Here is a 17,823-nt window from a genome sequence, read left to right as displayed (position 1 = left end):
GTAGACGCGTCAGAACACCTTTTCGCCGCCCTCTCTGACGGAGGATCCGCCGATGCCGGCCGCGGCATCCGCCTTCTCTGCAGCGCGCTTGTCGAGGGCGCGGCCCACCACCTTGGCGATGCCGATCATGATCGTGTCGAGGATGTAGTCCTTCGGCGTGTAGACCGCCGTGACGCCCATGTTCTTGAGGACGAGTTCGTCGTCCGGCGAGATGATCCCGCCGACGACGAGGGGGACGTGGTCGAGGCCCGCCTCCCGCATCTTCGCCTTTACGTCGCGCACCAGCGGTACGTGACTGCCGGACAGGATCGACAGTCCGACCACGTGGGCGCCGGTCTCCTTGGCTTTCGCCACGATCTCGGCCGGGGTCTGGCGGATGCCGTCATAGGTCACGTCGAATCCGACGTCGCGGGCGCGGAGCGCGATCTGCTCGGCGCCATTCGAATGGCCGTCGAGACCGGGCTTGCCGACGACGAGCTTGGGCGTCTCGCCCAGGCGCTCCCCGAGATCGGCGATGAGGAGCTTGGCGTCCTCGGCCGCACCCGAGGAGATCGTCTCGAGGCTGACGCCGGTGGGGGCTCGGTATTCACCGAAGACCTGGCGCAGGCGCGTGCCCCATTCGCCGGTTGTGACGCCGGCCTTCGCCGCCGCGATCGAGACCGGCATGATGTTGGCGCCCGAGCGCGCGGCGGCTTCGAGTTCGTCGAGGGCCTTCTCCACGGCCTTGCCGTCGCGCTTGGCCCGCCAGTCGCGGATGCGCTGCTCGGCTTCCATCTCCACCGTCTCGGAGACCGTGAAGATGGCGCCCTCCCCGGCAGTGAGCGGCGAGGGCTCACCGGCCTGGAACTTGTTGACGCCGACGACAACCTGATCGCCCGCCTCGATGGCCGAGATCCGCTTGGCGTTGGATTCCACGAGAGCGCGCTTCAGCGCCCCGGTCTCGACCGCCGCCACCGCGCCGCCGATGCCGCCGATCTCTTCGAGGGCCTTGCGGGTCTCCGCCTTCAGAGCTTCGACCTTGGCGTCGATGACCTTCGAACCGTCGAAGATGTCCTCGTACTCGAGGAGGTCGGTCTCGAAGGCGAGGATCTGCTGCATGCGCATGGACCATTGCTGGTCCCAGGGGCGTGGTAGGCCGAGTGCCTCGTTCCAGGCAGGGAGCTGCACCGCACGGGCGCGGGCGCGCTTCGACAGGGTGACGGCCAGCATCTCGATCAGGATGCGGTGGACGTTGTTCTCGGGCTGCTGTTCCGTCAGTCCGAGCGAGTTCACCTGGACGCCGTAGCGGAAGATGCGCTTCTTCGGATCGGTGATGCCGTAGCGCTCCTGGGCGATCTCGTCCCAAAGCTCCGAGAACGCCCGCATCTTGCAGATCTCGGTGACGAACCGCATGCCGGCATTCACGAAGAAGGAGATGCGGCTGAACACGTCGGCGAAGCTCGCCTCGTCGAAATCGGGGTCGTCGCGCACCGTGTCGAGCACCGCGATGGCGATGGCCAGCGCGTAGGAGAGCTCCTGCACCGGCGTCGCCCCAGCCTCCTGCAGGTGGTAAGAACACACGTTCATCGGGTTCCACTTCGGCACTTCCTTGGTCGTGAACAGGATCACGTCCTTGGTCAGGCGAAGTGATGGGGCCGGCGGGAACACGTAGGTACCGCGCGACAGGTATTCCTTGATGATGTCGTTCTGCGTCGTACCTTGGAGGCCGCTGAGCGGCGCGCCCTGCTCCTCGGCGACCGCGAGGTAAAGCGACAACAGCCACGGTGCCGTGGCGTTGATCGTCATCGAGGTGTTCATCTGCTGCAGCGGAATCTGATCGAACAGAGTCCGCATGTCGCCGAGATGTGCGATCGAGACGCCGACCTTGCCAACCTCACCGCGCGCCAATTCGTGGTCGGGATCGTAGCCGGTCTGCGTCGGCAGATCGAAGGCGACCGACAGTCCGGTCTGCCCCTTGGCCAGATTGCCCCGATAGAGTTCGTTCGATTCCTTGGCGTTGGAATGGCCGGCATACGTCCGGATGATCCATGGCTTGTCGCGCTTGACCTCGGCGACGGTCGCACTCGCGCTCATTCCACTGACTCCACTCGATTCCAAGGCTGCGCGATCTCACGCTTATTGTGCGGCACCCTAACCAAGCCTCGGCCATACGTCATCTGGCCGATGGTCCAACTTGGCGGTCGACGGCCCAGAATGCTTCGAAAAATTCTAGACGACAGGATCAAGCGAATTGAAGAGCGCTTTGTCCGGCAACTGAGGTGAGCTTCCTGTAAATCCTTGACCTCGATGCGGAATATCGAAAACGAGCCGTTCCGCATCAAAGACTTTATTATGAATACATCAATAGGCGGCGGGTCAGCGCACGCACTCGAGGACGCAGCACCCGATCCTGGCCTTTTAGGGGGCCTTGGAGCAGTCCAGGTTCGTGGATATAGGGTCGCACAGAAAGAATAATGGGAGAGCCAAGATGTCGGCGAGTGCTGCCTTGAATACGACCGAGGGCAAGGACCTCTACGAGCTGGGTGAAATTCCGCCCCTCGGCCATGTTCCGGCGAAGATGTATGCCTGGGCGATCCGGCGCGAGCGCCATGGCCCGCCGGAGGAGTCGATGCAGGTCGAGGTGGTGCCGACCTGGGAGATCGGCGACGACGAAGTCCTGGTCTACGTCATGGCGGCTGGCATCAACTACAATGGTGTCTGGGCCGGCCTCGGCGAGCCGATCTCTCCCTTCGACGTGCACAAGGCCGACTACCATATCGCCGGTTCGGATGCCTCGGGCATCGTCTGGGCCGTGGGCGCCAAGGTGAAGCGCTGGAAGGTCGGCGACGAAGTCATCGTCCATTGTAACCGCGACGACGGCGACGACGAAGAGTGCAACGGCGGTGACCCGATGTTCTCGCCTTCACAGCGGATCTGGGGCTACGAGACGCCGGACGGCTCGTTCGCGCAGTTCTGCAGGGTCCAGTCGCGCCAGCTGATGAAGCGACCGCAGCACCTCACCTGGGAAGAAGGTGCCTGCTACACACTGACCCTCGCCACCGCCTACCGGATGCTGTTCGGCCACGCTCCGCACACGGTGAAGCCGGGCCAGAACGTGCTGATCTGGGGCGCCTCGGGCGGTCTCGGCGTGTTCGGCGTCCAGCTCTGCGCCGCCTCCGGTGCGAACGCCATCGCGGTCATCTCGGACGAGTCGAAGCGCGACTACGTGATGAGCCTCGGCGCCAAGGGCGTCATCAACCGCAAGGACTTCGATTGCTGGGGCCAGCTGCCCAAGGTGAACTCGCCGGAATTCCACGCCTGGACCAAGGAAGCGCGCAAGTTCGGCAAGGCGATCTGGGACATCACCGGCAAGGGCAACGATGTCGACATCGTCTTCGAGCATCCCGGTGAGGCGACCTTCCCGGTCTCCGCGCTCGTCGTGAAGCGTGGCGGCATGGTGGTGTTCTGCGCCGGTACCACCGGCTTCAACATCACCTTCGATGCCCGTTACGTCTGGATGCGCCAGAAGCGTATTCAGGGTTCGCACTTCGCGCATCTGAAGCAGGCTTCGGCCGCCAACCAGTTCGTACTGGACCAGCGCATCGACCCCTGCATGAGCGAGGTGTTCCCCTGGGATAAGATCCCCCAGGCGCACACGAAGATGTGGAAGAACCAGCACCCGCCCGGCAACATGGCCTGTCTCGTCAACGCTCCCCGCGCTGGGCTCCGCACGCTGGAAGACGTGATCGAGGCCGGCCCGAAGCGCTGAGATCGAGGAAGGTGCTCAGCGCTTGCCGCCGCCCTCGGCCGGCAGGTGCTGGGCATAGGCCTCGCGTTCTTCGCGCTCCTTGATGAGATCGGCATAGGCCTGGCGCATTTCCGGTGACACGGAAACGCTCCGGGCCTTTTCCTTTTTGCGCTTGGGCGCCTTCTTGAACTGATTGCTCGTCTCGTTCATCGCGTCGCCCCGGTTGTCCGTCGACGATAAGCATAGCCAAGTTGCGTGACGGCTACGAGATGGCACCGCCTGCTTTCGAGATGCCAAGGCGACTGGTAAGGAGAGGAAACAGGATCATCCGGTGATTGCCCTTCCTTTCCCGAGCGCGGGAGAGGCACGGGCGACGGGCCGGTTCACGAACGGCGAAGCATCATGGAAAAGTTCACCACCCTCACCGGCGTTGCCGCGCCGATGCGCATCACCAATGTCGATACCGACCGGATCATCCCGAAGCAGTATCTCAAGACAATCAAGCGCACCGGTCTCGGCAAGGGGCTGTTCTCCGAGATGCGCTACAACGACGATGGCTCCGAGAACCCGGATTTCGTGCTCAACCAGCCGGCTTACCGTAATGCCAAAGTGCTGGTGGCCGGCGACAATTTCGGCTGCGGCTCGTCGCGGGAGCACGCGCCGTGGGCGCTCGCCGATTTCGGTATCCGCTGCATAATCTCCACGAGCTTCGCCGATATCTTCTTCAACAACTGCGCCAAGAACGGCATCCTTGCCATCATCGTTTCGCCGGAGGATCTGGAGAAGCTGTTCGACGATGCCGAGCGCGGCTCCAACGCCACCCTGACGATCGATCTCGAGAGCCAGACCATCAAGGGGCCTGATGGCGGCACGCTGCATTTCGACATCGATGCCGGGCGCAAAGAAAGCCTGCTCAACGGGCTCGACGAGATCGGCCTGACCCTCATGCGCGCGCCGAAGATCGACGCCTACGAGGAGAAGCTCGCCGCGCGCGGATTTGCCTGAGCGCCGACATCATCACGGTTCGTTTACCATGCGCGCGGCTTAAAGGTCGGGAAACGCCGAAAACCGCCGGGAGACCGCCCATGACGTCGCGCGCGAAGCTGACCGCCCTCCTCTGCCTCGCGAGTGCGGCAGCGTCCGTTCCTGCCAAGGCCGACTTTCGCTCCTGCCTCGCCTCCCTCCAGGGCGAGGCGGCGGCGCAAGGGATCTCAGCGCAGACGTTCCGCGCGGCGACCGACGGGATCGCCTTCGACGACAAGGTCATCGAACTCTCCCAGGCGCAGCCCGAATTCAAGACGCCGATCTGGGACTACATGGCCGCCCTCGTTGACGAGGAGCGGGTGGACGACGGCAAAGCGGCGATGAAGCAGCATGGCCAGGCTCTCGCCAATGCCGAGGCACGCTACGGTGTCGACCGCTACACCATCGCCGCCGTCTGGGGGGTCGAATCGAATTTCGGCAAGAACCTCGGTAAGATGCCGCTGGTTCAGTCCTTTGCCACTCTGATCTGCTCGAACCACCGCCGCGCGGGCTTCTTCAAGGGCGAGCTGATGGCGACCCTGAAGATCATCGAGCGCGGCGACATCGACCCGTCCCGCTTGACGGGGTCATGGGCCGGCGCCTTTGGCCAGACCCAGTTCATGCCCACCACCTACCAGCGCCTCGCCGTCGACGGCGACGGCGACGGGCGCCGTGATCTCGTGGATTCGGTGCCTGACGCGGTGGCCTCCACCGCCAACTTCCTGCGCGTGGCCAAATGGTCGAACGGCCAGCCATGGGGCTACGAGGTGCGTGTGCCGAAGGGCTTCAATGCCGGGGCCGCCGGGCGCAAGAACAAGCACGCCGTGGCACATTGGGCCTCCATGGGTGTCACCCGGATCGACGGACGCCCGCTCTCCGGCGACGGCCCCGCCGGCATCCTGCTCCCGGCCGGTATCAACGGTCCGGCCTTCCTGGTGACCCGGAATTTCGACGCGCTCTATTCCTACAACGCCGCCGAATCCTACGGTCTGGCCATCGCGGTGCTGTCCGACCGCCTGCGCGGCCGCTCCGGTGTCCAGGCGGAATGGCCTACCGATGATCCGCCCCTGTCGCGCGCCGAGCGCCGCGATCTTCAGACCAGATTGGCGGCCCAGGGCTACGATGTCGGCGAGCCGGACGGTAAAGTCGGCGCCAAGACCCGAGACGCGATCAAGGCCATTGAGCGTAAGCTCGGCATGCCGCAGACCGGGCGACCGGGTGGAAAGGTGCTCGAGGCCCTACGTCGGGGATAGTGGTGTGAAGGGGTCGGGACGTCTTCATTCGATCAGCCGACCCGACCTCCGATCTGCCCTTTCCGGGACGCTGATGAAGCTGACCCATCCTCCGAGGCGGCGCCGGCCGCTGCCTCGGGCTATGATGGCCGGGGCTCCGGCCTGAGGGAATGGTTCCGAAGATATCCTCTCCTCACTTGGACCCAAGCGGCCTGGTCGCTTTCGTAAGATGATGCAGATATCGATCGATACTTATCGAGATCTTTTTCGGAAGTGAAATCTCTATTTATTTTGCTATGTGCCGCCATCTTGCTGATGGTCTTCTTCGTATTGCCTTGGCGAGACCACGTTCGGATCGCGTCAGGAGGTTAATCCGCGCGTTCGAACACAATGTCAGGCCTTTCCTCTTGGCCCGTGTGACGCCGCACCCTGTTCACGGACTGGGCTGACTGGCGCAGGATTAGGCATTGTTGGCCGTCCGTTGACCCTTATGTAGCTGAAACATGCACTAAGGAAAATCATGCTGTATAAAAATGTAGCAATTGCCACCGTGCTCATTCTCGCAACGGCTTCCTCGGCGGCGGTTGCCCAGATTGCGGGGAAGCGCGGCGTTCAACAGCGTCATCAAGATATCGATGCGACCCATGCGATCGACCAGCGCTATGAGCCGTCGCGGATGTTGAGCCCTGCGCCGAAGCAGGAAATGAAAATGATCCCCTTCCCCCGTGGTGGTCGGATGGAGATGATCCTCGTGCCGGCCAATCCGTCCTCGTAGATGTTGCAGTCGAGGATGGGGGGCGAGCATGTCTCGGGATGCGAGACTGCTTTGGGATGGATGCCGGTGCGGCGTCCATCCGCCAACGAAAAAGGCCGGGCAATGCCCGGCCTTTCGCAATTCTAACGAGGCTCGCCGTACAGCTTATTCGGCTGCGGTCTTGGCAGCGGACTTTGCGGCCTTCTCGGCCTTGCGGGCGTCCTTGTTGGCCTTCGAGGCATCGGCCTTGGCGGCCTTCTCGGCGGGGCGGTCGGCGCGCTCGACGATACGGGCGGACTTACCGCGACGGTCGCGCAGGTAGTACAGCTTGGCGCGACGCACCTTACCGCGACGCACGACGGCGATCGAATCGATCATCGGCGAATAGACCGGGAAGACGCGCTCGACGCCCTCGCCGTAGGAAATCTTGCGGACGGTGAAGCTCTCGTTGAGGCCGCCACCGGAGCGCGCGATGCATACGCCTTCATAGGCCTGCACGCGGGTACGCTCGCCTTCCTTCACCTTCACGTTCACGGTCACCGTGTCGCCGGGCTGGAAGTCGGGAATGGTCTTGCCGAGCGCAGCAATCTGCTCCTGCTCGAGCTGCTGGATGATGTTCATGGTCAAGTTCCTGCCGGTGCGCGCCCGCGATCCCAGGAGGGGAATGCGTGCGTCAGGATTTCGGCATCCTGTTTTGAGTTGCCGCGGGCCATACAGGAAGCGTCGGCCCTTGTCGACATCCCCGTCGAAGAACACGAACGGGCCTGTCCACCGCCCGGTGCGTGCAGGTTGAGAAAATCCCGCATACGGTCCACATGGATGGGTAAGCGCGGGGCGTTCCTCGCGCCCTTCCCGGCCGGCCTTGAACCGGCGCAGCGGACGAGGATACGACACAGCCATGTTCATCCAGACCGAAGCCACTCCTAATCCCGCCACCCTGAAGTTTCTGCCGGGGCGCGTGGTACTTCCCGAATCGACCTTCGAGGCTCGGGATGCCGAAGCCGCTGCTCGGTCGCCGCTGGCCCAGCGCCTCTTCGACGTACCCGGTGTCGCCGGCGTTTATTTCGGACACGACTTCATCTCCGTGACCAAGATCGAGAACGAGCACGGCTGGCCGCAGGTGAAGCCGGCGATCCTCGGCGCGATCATGGAGCATTTCCAGTCGGGCGCCCCGGTCCTGGCAGAGGGCGTCGTTCTCGGTAGCGACGATGCCGAGGAATTCTACGATGCGGCGGATCACGACACCGTCGTCACCATCAAGGACCTTCTCGAGACCCGGGTGCGCCCTGCGGTTGCCAGCGATGGCGGCGACATCACCTTCCGCGGCTTCAAGGAGGGCGTGGTCTATCTCGAAATGAAGGGCGCCTGTTCCGGCTGCCCTTCCTCCACCGCCACGCTCCGGCATGGGGTGCAGAACCTGTTCAAGCACTTCCTTCCCGAAGTGCGCGAGGTCCAGGCGGTCTGATTGCCGTCGCAAGCGCGCAACACCCTGCGTCCTTCGTTGCTTCCGAGGGCCGTCCCGCACTGACGGGGCGGCCTTTTTCATCGTAAACTCATGCGCCCGACGGGCATCCCGATCTGGAGTGACGTTGCGTATCCTGGCTATCGACACGGCGCTGGACGCCTGCTCCGTCTGCATCGCGACGGATCTCTCCGACGATCTCCTCGCCGAAGAATCCATGACCTTGGCCCGTGGCCATGCCGAAGCGTTGCTCCCGATGCTGGAGCGCGTGATGGCGCGTGTCGAAGGCGGGTTCGAGAGCCTCGACCGGGTCGCGGTCACCGTCGGTCCAGGGAGCTATACCGGCCTTCGCGTCGGCCTGTCGGCCGCTCGCGCCGTTGGCCTCGCGACGCAGGTCCCGGTGGTCGGCGTCACGACATTGTCCGCGCTCCTGGCGCCCTTGCTCGCCACCAACGGCCAGGGCCTGATTGCCGCGGCGATCGATGCCCGGCACGGCTCGGTGTATTTTCAGGCCATGAACATGGCGGAAGGCATCGTCGTGCCCCCGAGCCTCCTGCGGATCGAGGAAGCGGCCGATCACGTCGGGCGTAGCCCCGTCACCCTGGTTGGATCCGGCGCGCCGGCACTGAGCAGCCTGCTGAGATCCCGTGGCGTCGCGGCATGTATCAGTGATGCCGGCCCGCCGCAGATTGCCTGGATCGCCTCCCTCGGCATGCTGGCCGACCCTGCCCAAGCCATGGCGCGTCCGCTCTACCTGCGTGGACCGGACGCCACTCCCCAGGATCACGCGAGGCTGGCCCGTCGATGATTCGTCCCGTCTCTCCGCTTTGGGCTCTCGATTGGTGGCTGGCCTGGTGGGACGCCTGGGGCGGCGAGCCCTACGTGACGCCTCTGCGCGATTCTTCCTCCGCCTCCACCCTTGCCCGCCTGCACGCCACCTCCTTCGCGCGGCCCTGGGATGCCCATGAATTCGAGCGGATGCTGTGCGAACGCTCCACCGAGGCTCACGCCCTCTGGCGCGCCGGCACGATCCAGGGGTTCATTCTTTCGCGCCGCGTCGCCGACGAAGCCGAGATCCTCACCGTCGTCCTGGCACCTGCCGCACGGGGCGGTGGCCTGAGCCACAAGCTCGTACGCGAGCATCTCGGGCATCTCGCGCTGAACGGCGTGCGCCATGTCCATCTCGAAGTGGACGAGGGCAATGCGGCTGCATTGAAGCTCTATGCTCGGCACGGTTTCCAGCGCGTCGGCGAGCGCACGGGGTATTACACCCGCGCCGATGGCACTCGCGCCACCGCCTTCACCATGACTGCGACCCTGTCGTGATCCGCGCTTCTTGATCGACGTCGGACGATGACGCGTCTCGGCACCGCCCTTCGGCTTCTCGTCTGCGTCCTGGCCTTCGGGGTGCTGGTCGGTCCGCATCTCCTCAGCTTGAGATTCGGGCGCGGCCGGATCGCTGCTCATGCGCCGACCTACTTCCACCGGATCTTCCTGGCGCTGTTCTCCGTGAGGGTGACCCAGAGCGGCACGCCCCCTGCCCTGGGGGAGCCGGCCCTCGTCTTGTCCAATCACATCTCCTGGCTCGATATCCTCGTCCTCGGATCCTTGCGGCCGCTCTCCTTCGTGGCGAAATCGGAGATTTCCGGGTGGCCCGTCGTGGGAACCCTGGCCCGGCTCCAGCGCACCGTCTTCATCGACAGAGCGCGCCGTGCCGCGACAGCCAGCGTCAACGCCACGGTGGCGAGCCGGTTGACCGATGGCGATCTCATCGTTCTCTTCGCCGAAGGTACGACGGGTGACGGGACACGTCTGCTGCCGTTCCGCTCGTCCCTCGTGGGAGCCGCCCGCGCCGCCATCGATTCCGAGGGCGGCACCCGCGACCGCGTCCGGCTCCAGCCCCTCGCCCTCACCTATCCGCGCCGCAACGGCCTGCCCGTGATCCGGTCCGAGCGGCCGGGCATCGCCTGGTACGGTGACATGGAGCTGGCGCCGCATCTTGCGGTGTTCCTTCGAGAAGGGCCGATCGACGTCCACGTGGTCTGGGGCGATCCCATTGCCTTCGAAGCCGGCACCGACCGCAAGCGCGCCACCGCCATGGCCGAAGCCTCGGTGCGCAGGGCGATGCAGGCATCCGTAACGGGCCGGTGGGAGGGCGTAGCGGTGGCGCTGCCCGTCGCGGAGCCCCTCATCGCAACGCTCCCCTCCTCGAATGTCGCTGCCTGAACTCCTTCGGCCGTGTTCGTAATGTCGCAAGGAAGCGACGGGCCGGGTGAAACGTGCTAGCACCGCCGGCAGCAGGGGGCGTCCGAGCGACGCCCGAGGTCTATCCGGTGCTGGAACGGTCGCGTTGAAGAAAGCCTACGTCAAATCCTACGGCTGTCAGATGAATGCCTACGATGCGGGTCGCATGTCCGACCTGCTCGGTAGCCAGGGCTATGCCGCCACGGAAAGCGTCGAGGACGCGGATGTCGTCATCCTCAATACCTGCCACATTCGCGAGAAGGCCGCCGACAAGGTCTATTCCGAACTCGGCCGACTGCGCGTTCTGAAATCGGCTCGTGCCGAGGCTGGGCTGGACACACGGATCGTGGTCGCGGGCTGCGTCGCACAGGCTGAGGGCAAGGAGATTCTGGCGCGTTCACCCGCCGTCGACGTGGTCGTGGGCCCGCAGAACTATCATCGTCTGCCCGATCTTCTGGCTCGTTCCGGCTCGGCGCGCGTCGTCGACACGGAGTTTCCCGTCGAGGACAAGTTCGACCACCTGCCCATCAGGCGGACGGCTGCGGTCTCGTCGTTCCTCACCGTGCAGGAAGGCTGCGACAAGTTCTGCGCCTTCTGCGTCGTCCCCTATACGCGCGGGGCCGAGGTCTCGCGCTCGGTGGAGGCGATCCTGGATGAGGCGCAGAAACTCGTTCGGGGCGGTGCTCGCGAGATCACGCTGATCGGGCAGAACGTCAACGCCTATCATGGGGTCGGCGCCGATGGCGCATCGGTGACGCTTCCCACGGTGATGCGCGCGCTCGAAGCGATACCGGGCCTCCTGCGCCTGCGCTACACCACGAGCCACCCCAACGACATGGCTGACGATCTGATCCGGGCGCATGGGGAAATCGCCGCGCTGATGCCTTACTTGCACCTGCCGGTTCAGTCGGGCTCCACCCGCGTGCTGCAGGCGATGAACCGCAAGCATACGGGCGATGCCTATCGCCGGCTCATCGAGCGCGTGCGCCGGGTGCGCCCGGATATCGCCCTGTCCTCCGACTTCATCGTCGGGTTCCCCGGCGAGACCGACGTGGAGTTCGACGAGACGATGCGCCTCGTGGCCGAGATCGGCTTCGCGTCGGCCTATTCGTTCAAGTACAGCCCGCGCCCCGGTACGCCGGCCGCCGAGCGCGAGGACGCCGTGCCCGAGGCCGTGAAGTCCGAGCGCCTCGCAGCACTCCAGGCCTTGCTCGATGACCAGCGCCACGCCTTCAACGCGTCCGCCGTGGGCCATGTCGTCGAGGTGCTGGTGGAGAAGGCCGGACGTCATCCGGGGCAGGTCGCCGGCAAGACACCGCATCTCCTGCCCGTCCAATTCGACGCTCCGGCCGCCACCATCGGTACGATCGTGCCCGTGCGGGTAGTCCGGGCCGGCTCGAACAGCCTGTTCGGCGAAGCCGTTACCGACGAGGCGGCGGCCGCTTGACGAGGCTCATGCCACGCTGCCGCATTTCCATCCCGGGAGACGGGATGGCCGCGTCATGCCGTCCCGACCCCATTCGTGACGCTCAGCGATACTCACAGCAAGGAGCCTTTGCGTGCCGGCATCTGACGGTCTGAGTGGACGGGGAGCGCCCCTTCGTGGGCGTGGGCCGGCGGCGCGGGTGGGAGAGATCGTGGAGACGGTAGACGTCTCCCTGACCTTCGATGACAACCGGCTCGCCAGCCTCGTTTTCGGCCAGTACGACCAGAACGTCGCCCATATCGAACGGCGTCTGGCCGTCACCGCCACGGCCCTGGGCAACCACCTCGTGGTGAAGGGACCGCCGGATGCCGCCGAGAGGGCGCGCAAGGTGTTCGAACGGCTCTATGCGCGTGTGAAGGCCAGCGGCACCGCCCTCACCCTCGGCGATGTCGACGGCGCGATCCAGGAGACGACGCTTCAGGGCAACCTCTTCCCCTCCGCGGAGGTGAGCGCCGAGCCGGATCGCCCGCATTTCGACCAGATCGCCACGCGCAAGCGCGGCGCCGTGCGGGCCAGGAACGCGGCCCAGGACACTTATATCAAGCTTCTTCGCAACCATGAGCTCGTCTTCGCCGAAGGCCCCGCCGGCACCGGCAAGACCTGGCTCGCGGTGGGCTACGCGGTGTCCCTGCTGGAACAGGGCCATGTGGAACGGCTGATCCTGTCACGGCCCGCCGTCGAGGCCGGCGAGCGTCTCGGCTTCCTGCCCGGCGACATGCGCGAGAAAGTCGATCCCTACCTGCGTCCGATCTACGACGCGCTCTACGATTTCATGGAGGCGCGGCACGTTGATCGCAGCCTGCAGACCGGCGTCATCGAGATCGCGCCGCTGGCCTTCATGCGCGGCCGGACCCTGACCAACGCCGTGGTCCTGCTCGACGAGGCGCAGAACACCACCTCGATGCAGATGAAGATGTTTCTCACCCGTCTCGGCGAGAACTCGCGGATGATCATCACCGGAGACCCGAGTCAGGTCGATCTCCCGCCCGGCCAGAAATCCGGGCTCGTCGAGGCCGTGAACATCCTCGATGGTGTCGAGGGGATCGGCCGGGTGACCTTCCGGGACGTCGACGTGGTGCGCCATGACCTCGTTCGCCGCATCGTCACCGCCTACGAGACGGCTGCCCATGGCGAGGGCGATGCGGACCGCTCGCCCATGTCCCGCCGCAGGCCGCTTTCGTGATGCCGGGGTCTGAGATCGAATCCGAGATCGACGTCGCCGTGGAGGACCCACGTTGGGAAACCGTGGTGCCGGACCTCGAGGCTTTCGTTATCCGGGCGGTAGAGGCAGGACTTGCCATCGTGCCCGATACGCCCGCCCATCCGATCGAGGTGAGCGTGCTGCTGACCACGGATGAGGTGGTCCAGGACCTCAACCGGACCTGGCGTGGCAAAGACAAGCCCACCAATGTCCTGTCTTTTCCTGCTTCGCCGCAACCCGCCCATGCTGGTGTCGCGGTGCCGCTCGGCGATGTCGTTCTTGCGTATGACACGATGCTGCGCGAGAGTGCCGAGCAGGGAAAACTGCTTCAAGACCACCTCGCGCATCTTCTGATCCATGGCACGCTTCATCTTCTCGGCCAGGACCACGAGACCGGCGACGCGGACGCGAACGCCATGGAGGCCTTGGAGACCGAAGCCTTGCACGGCCTCGGCATCGCCGACCCCTATGCCGAGTGAGGGGCGATTCCGCCCGCAATTCCAGATCAGAGAGACATGACGAACGATCGAAGTCGCGGCGCGGCTCAGGCTGCGCCCAGTAGCGGTGACGGTGAGGCTCAGGCGCGGGAGCCCTGGTACGACCGTCTGCTGCACGCCTTCCATCTCCGGCCGCGCGATTCGTTGCGCGACGATATCGAGGATGCGCTGGCCGAACCCGATTCGGGTGAGAACCTGTTCTCCCCCCTCGAACGGGCCATGCTCAAGAACGTCCTCGGGCTGCACAAGGTGCGGGTGGACGACGTGATGATCCCGCGCGCGGACATCGTCGCCGTCTCCATGGAGACGAGTCTCGGCGATCTGTTGAAGCTGTTCCGCACCGCCGGCCATTCGCGCCTGCCGGTTTACGGCGAGACGCTCGACGATCCGCGCGGCATGGTCCACATCCGCGACTTCGTCGATCACATCGCCGCCAAGGCTGAAGCGACCACTCGCCGACCGAGCGCCGCGATCGCCACTGCACTTCCCGATACGGCGGGCGATGTCGCAGCCGTGGTACCTCCGCGCCCGCGCCGTGGCACTCGTGCCCTGAAGGCACTCAACCTCGGCAATGTCGATCTTTCGGCGACCCTGGCCTCGACCCGGATCCAGCGCCCGGTCCTGTTCGTGCCGCCATCCATGCCGGCCATCGATCTGTTGGTACGGATGCAGGCGACGCGCACGCACATGGCCCTCGTCATCGACGAATATGGCGGGACCGACGGGCTCATCTCCATCGAAGATCTCATCGAGATGGTGGTCGGCGATATCGAGGACGAGCACGATGTGGCCGAAGGCCACCTGGTTCAGCGCGTCGAGGGCGATGCCGACATGTTCATCGCCGATGCCCGCGCTGGACTCGCCGAGGTATCCGAGGTGAGCGGCGTCGATCTCGTCGCCGCGGTGGGCGAGATGGCCGAGGAGATCGACACGATCGGCGGCCTCATCGTCACGCTCGCCGGACGCGTTCCCTCGCGCGGCGAACTCATCACCGGGCCGGGCGACCTCGAATTCGAGGTGCTCGATGCCGACCCGCGCCGGGTGAAGCGGTTGCGGTTGCATCGCGGCCCGATGAAGATCGCCCCGCTCATACCCCTGGCCCTTCCGCCGCCGAGCAGCAGTCCGATCGCCGAAGCCTCGTAGCGCCTCGTTCCGGATCGAGCGCCCCGGATCCTGCACCAGGCTTTCGTCTCACATCAGCTTTTCCCGAAACGTGACGGTCACGTCTCGGGCTGATGCCTCAGCCGGGATGACCCGAAGATGAGCTACGCCTTCGACGGTGCCGGGTCGCGCCCTGCGCCCCTGCGCGGAAGCGCGACGGGGCCGCTCGCTCACCTCGCGCAATGGATCATGCTGACCTCCGGCTGGCGTCGCCTGCTCGTGTCGATCGCCGCCGGCGTCGTTGGGGCACTGGCCATGCCGCCTTTCGGTGCCCTGCCCGCCCTCGTCGTTTCGCTGAGCATCGCCGTCTGGTTGATCGACGGTGCGGCAACGGGGCGGCGGGGAAACCGTGGCGCGGTCCTCGCCTGCGCGGTCATCGGCTGGGCCTGGGGCTTCGGCTACCTCACCGCCGGTCTGTGGTGGCTCGGCTCCGCGTTCCTGGTAGAGGCGGACGAGTTCTTATGGGCGTTGCCCCTCGGTGTGATCGGCCTGCCCGCGGTGCTCGCGCTGTTCTACGCCGCGGGTTTCGCGCTGGCGCGCGTGCTCTGGTCACAGGGTCCCGCACGTATCGCCGCTCTCGCTGTCGGCATCTCTGCTTCTGAGTGGCTACGCGGTCACCTCTTTACCGGGTTTCCCTGGAACACGCTCGGCATGGCGCTCGGCCAGAACCTTTGGCTGATGCAATCCGCCTCGGTGATCGGGCTCTACGGCCTTACGCTTCTCGCTGTCCTGATCGCGGCAGCGCCCGCCACCCTCGCGACCGGCACAACGGCACGAGGGCGTTACGCACCGGCCCTGGCGGCCTCCGCCGGACTCGCCGCGATGGCGCTGTTCGGGATCGTTCGTCTGCCGCCGACAGCCACGGCGACAGTGGAAGGGGTACGTCTGCGGCTGGTCCAGCCGAACCTCAACCAGGACGCCAAGTTCCGCCCGGAAAATCGGGCCGACATCATCGACTGGTACATCGGTCTCAGCGATCGTGCCGCCGCGCCGGACCGTACCGGCATCGCAGACGTCACCCACGTGATCTGGCCCGAATCGGCGTTCCCCTTCCTGATCCAGCGCGATCCGGACTCGCTCGCACGCATCGCCGCCGCTTTCCCCCCGGGGCGGCAGCTCATCACCGGCGCGGCCCGCGCCGAGGAGCCGTTGCCGAATGAGCGCCCGCGTTTCTTCAATTCGATCCTGACGATCTCGTCCGGTCCGAAGCTCGGCGACATCTACGACAAAGTCCACCTCGTGCCGTTCGGCGAGTATCTGCCGGGGCCACTCGACGCAGCGTTGAGGGCGGTGGGTCTACGCCAGTTCGTGTCGATTCCCGGCGGATTCACGCCCGGCGCCCGGTCCGGCCAGCGTCTGCTCGACATCGCGGGACTTCCCCCCGTTGTCGCGACGATCTGCTACGAGGCGATCTTTCCCGGCGAAATCCTGCCCGGATACGCGCCCGACGGGTCGTCTCCCGTTCCGGGGCTGATCCTTAACGTCACCAACGATGCCTGGTTCGGCGATACGCCTGGGCCGCGCCAGCACTTCGCCCAGGCCCGATTGCGGGCCGTGGAAGAAGGGTTGCCCATGGTGCGCGACGCCAATACCGGCATCTCGGCGGTGGTCGACCCGTATGGACGCATTACTGCCAGCCTGCCCGTGGGGGTAGAAGGCATCCTCGATGCGGATCTCCCCGTTCGGTTGCCCGGCCGCACAGTCTACGCCGTCCTGCGTGACCTGCCCTTCGCCGGGATGCTTGCCGGCCTCGGCCTCATCGCCCTCTTGGTAAGGCGCCGCATCGCGTGACCGATCCCACCTTGCGGAACGCCCGCCCGGTCCTCGTCGGGCTCGGGATGATGCTGGTCGCGTTCAACATGCGCCCCGCCCTCACTTCCCTCGGTCCCCTACTGGACGCCATCCGCGCCGAGACTGGCCTGACCGCCGCGGGGGCGGCGTTCCTGACGACCCTGCCGGTCCTGTGCCTCGGCCTCGCCTGCGTGCTCGGCCCCGTCATGGTCCGGCGGACGGGGGCGGAGCGTGGTGTGCTGGTCGCGATCCTGGTCATCGCCCTCGGCTCGGCCCTGCGCGGGCTCGGAGGGCTCCCTCCCCTTTTCGCCGGGGCCTGTATCGCGGCCGTCGGGATCGGCCTTGCGGGCGTCCTGTTGCCCGGATTGGTGAAGCGAGACTTCTCCGGGCAGGCCGGTTTGATGACCGGACTCTACACGATGGTTCTCTGCCTCGGCGCGGCGACGGGCGCCGGATCGGCGGTGCCCCTGGCCGATGCCTTCGGAGGCTGGACGCGTGCGATGGCGGCCTGGGCCGTACCGGCCGTGGCGGCGGCCATAGCCTGGATCGTCTTCGTCCCCCATCGCGAGAAGGGGCCGCCGCCCGCCCGCCGCCGCCCGCTCTGGCGCGATTCCCTCGCCTGGCAGGTCACCGGGTTCATGGGCCTGCAATCGTCCCTCGCCTACATCACTTTCGGCTGGCTCCCGGTCGTGCTGCAGAGCCGTGGCCTATCGGCGGTGGAGGCCGGATTCGTCACCTCCATCATGAGCATCGGACAGGCGCCGAGTGCCCTCCTCGTGCCGGCTTTCGCCGCGCGGCTGCGGGACCAGCGCGGTATCGCGATCGCCCTTCTCATCCTGTCGGCGGCGAGTTTCCTCGCCCTCGTTGATGGACCGGTCGCACTCGTTCTCCCGTTCGGCATTGGGCTCGGTCTCGGAATCGGCGGCTTGTTCGGCCTCGCCCTCACCATCGTGGTGCTGCGCGCCCGCGATGCGGTCGGCGCGGCCGATCTCTCGGCGATGTCCCAGGCGGTGGGCTATTCCATCGCCGCCCTCGGCCCGCTGGGGTTCGGCCTGGCGCACGACCTTTTCGGGGGCTGGCGCGTCTCGGCCGGTCTGTTCTGTGCCATCGCCCTGGCGTCCGGAATCTTCGCCCTCGGCGCGGGCCGCGACCGGAAAGTCGGCGCGGCTTCCGCCGCGGAATGACCGCATAAAAAATCCCCGCGATCACGAGGATCGCGGGGAGGTCATGGTTCAGTCCGAACGA

General features: G+C 65.8%; 17 protein-coding genes. 14 read left to right on the top strand and 3 right to left on the bottom strand.

Annotation, left to right across the window (positions count from 1 at the left end; translation table 11 throughout):
- Positions 1-9: 9 nt before the first annotated feature.
- Positions 10-2,073 carry a protein meaA gene (locus ACYQML_RS12000; RefSeq protein ID WP_311275369.1) on the bottom strand — a complete coding sequence of 688 codons (2,064 nt, stop codon included), beginning with the start codon at positions 2,071-2,073 and terminating at the stop codon, positions 10-12.
- A gap of 394 nt (positions 2,074-2,467) precedes the next feature.
- Here ACYQML_RS12000 and ccrA point away from each other — a divergent pair, with 394 nt between their 5' ends.
- Entirely contained in the window at positions 2,468-3,748 is a 1,281-nt protein-coding gene (ccrA, locus tag ACYQML_RS11995; protein ID WP_027172596.1) for a crotonyl-CoA carboxylase/reductase, read from the top strand.
- 15 nt (positions 3,749-3,763) lie between these two features.
- On the opposite strand, the gene ACYQML_RS11990 is transcribed toward ccrA, so the two are convergent.
- On the bottom strand, positions 3,764-3,937 hold the full coding sequence (locus ACYQML_RS11990) for a hypothetical protein (protein WP_200919143.1): 174 nt from the start codon (positions 3,935-3,937) through the stop codon (positions 3,764-3,766).
- A 192-nt stretch (positions 3,938-4,129) separates the two neighbouring features.
- Between ACYQML_RS11990 and leuD the strand changes: the two genes are divergently transcribed.
- The 3 genes from leuD (at position 4,130) to ACYQML_RS11975 (ending at position 6,757) form a co-directional block, all read left to right on the top strand.
- Entirely contained in the window at positions 4,130-4,732 is a 603-nt protein-coding gene (leuD, locus tag ACYQML_RS11985) for a 3-isopropylmalate dehydratase small subunit (RefSeq protein ID WP_056429968.1), read from the top strand.
- An 80-nt stretch (positions 4,733-4,812) separates the two neighbouring features.
- Complete coding sequence (locus ACYQML_RS11980; RefSeq protein WP_207410737.1) at positions 4,813-6,003, top strand: lytic murein transglycosylase; 1,191 nt, start codon at positions 4,813-4,815, stop codon at positions 6,001-6,003.
- 499 nt (positions 6,004-6,502) lie between these two features.
- The gene (locus ACYQML_RS11975) at positions 6,503-6,757 is read left to right on the top strand and encodes a hypothetical protein (protein WP_461235623.1); all 255 of its coding nucleotides are present in this window, start codon (positions 6,503-6,505) and stop codon (positions 6,755-6,757) included.
- A gap of 144 nt (positions 6,758-6,901) precedes the next feature.
- Here ACYQML_RS11975 and rplS read toward each other — a convergent pair whose 3' ends face one another.
- A complete protein-coding gene (gene rplS, locus ACYQML_RS11970; protein WP_018042354.1) occupies positions 6,902-7,357 on the bottom strand; it encodes a 50S ribosomal protein L19 in 456 nt (151 codons plus the stop codon).
- Between the two features lie 277 nt (positions 7,358-7,634).
- Between rplS and ACYQML_RS11965 the strand changes: the two genes are divergently transcribed.
- The 10 genes from ACYQML_RS11965 to ACYQML_RS11920 all read left to right on the top strand — a co-directional run bounded on the left by ACYQML_RS11965 (position 7,635) and on the right by ACYQML_RS11920 (position 17,762).
- Positions 7,635-8,201, top strand: a complete 567-nt coding sequence (locus ACYQML_RS11965) for a NifU family protein (RefSeq protein ID WP_056429959.1) — start codon at positions 7,635-7,637, stop codon at positions 8,199-8,201.
- A gap of 124 nt (positions 8,202-8,325) precedes the next feature.
- Positions 8,326-9,006, top strand: coding sequence for a tRNA (adenosine(37)-N6)-threonylcarbamoyltransferase complex dimerization subunit type 1 TsaB (tsaB, locus tag ACYQML_RS11960; RefSeq protein ID WP_461235622.1), 681 nt, complete (start codon positions 8,326-8,328; stop codon positions 9,004-9,006).
- Positions 9,003-9,524 carry a GNAT family N-acetyltransferase gene (locus ACYQML_RS11955; RefSeq protein WP_056429952.1) on the top strand — a complete coding sequence of 174 codons (522 nt, stop codon included), beginning with the start codon at positions 9,003-9,005 and terminating at the stop codon, positions 9,522-9,524. The genes tsaB and ACYQML_RS11955 overlap by 4 nt, the downstream gene beginning before the upstream one ends.
- Positions 9,525-9,551: 27 nt before the next feature.
- Positions 9,552-10,424: a lysophospholipid acyltransferase family protein gene (locus tag ACYQML_RS11950; RefSeq protein ID WP_056453936.1), complete on the top strand. Its 873-nt coding sequence runs from the start codon at positions 9,552-9,554 to the stop codon at positions 10,422-10,424.
- 124 nt (positions 10,425-10,548) lie between these two features.
- Positions 10,549-11,889 (top strand): tRNA (N6-isopentenyl adenosine(37)-C2)-methylthiotransferase MiaB, encoded by a 1,341-nt coding sequence (gene miaB / locus ACYQML_RS11945; RefSeq protein WP_461235621.1) that lies wholly within the window; start codon positions 10,549-10,551, stop codon positions 11,887-11,889.
- Between the two features lie 112 nt (positions 11,890-12,001).
- Entirely contained in the window at positions 12,002-13,111 is a 1,110-nt protein-coding gene (locus ACYQML_RS11940; RefSeq protein ID WP_461235620.1) for a PhoH family protein, read from the top strand.
- Entirely contained in the window at positions 13,111-13,608 is a 498-nt protein-coding gene (ybeY, locus tag ACYQML_RS11935) for an rRNA maturation RNase YbeY (RefSeq protein ID WP_461235619.1), read from the top strand. The genes ACYQML_RS11940 and ybeY overlap by 1 nt, the downstream gene beginning before the upstream one ends.
- A 36-nt stretch (positions 13,609-13,644) precedes the next feature.
- Entirely contained in the window at positions 13,645-14,769 is a 1,125-nt protein-coding gene (locus ACYQML_RS11930; RefSeq protein WP_056429940.1) for a hemolysin family protein, read from the top strand.
- 117 nt (positions 14,770-14,886) lie between these two features.
- Positions 14,887-16,578 carry an apolipoprotein N-acyltransferase gene (gene lnt / locus ACYQML_RS11925; protein WP_461235618.1) on the top strand — a complete coding sequence of 564 codons (1,692 nt, stop codon included), beginning with the start codon at positions 14,887-14,889 and terminating at the stop codon, positions 16,576-16,578.
- Positions 16,575-17,762 (top strand): MFS transporter, encoded by a 1,188-nt coding sequence (locus ACYQML_RS11920; RefSeq protein ID WP_461235617.1) that lies wholly within the window; start codon positions 16,575-16,577, stop codon positions 17,760-17,762. The genes lnt and ACYQML_RS11920 overlap by 4 nt, the downstream gene beginning before the upstream one ends.
- The last annotated feature ends 61 nt before the right edge of the window (positions 17,763-17,823 follow it).

The sequence above is a fragment of the Methylobacterium sp. CM6244 genome (assembly GCF_054817885.1).
The sequence above is the reverse complement of the archived record's forward strand: the minus strand, read 5'-3'. Positions and strand labels throughout refer to the sequence as shown.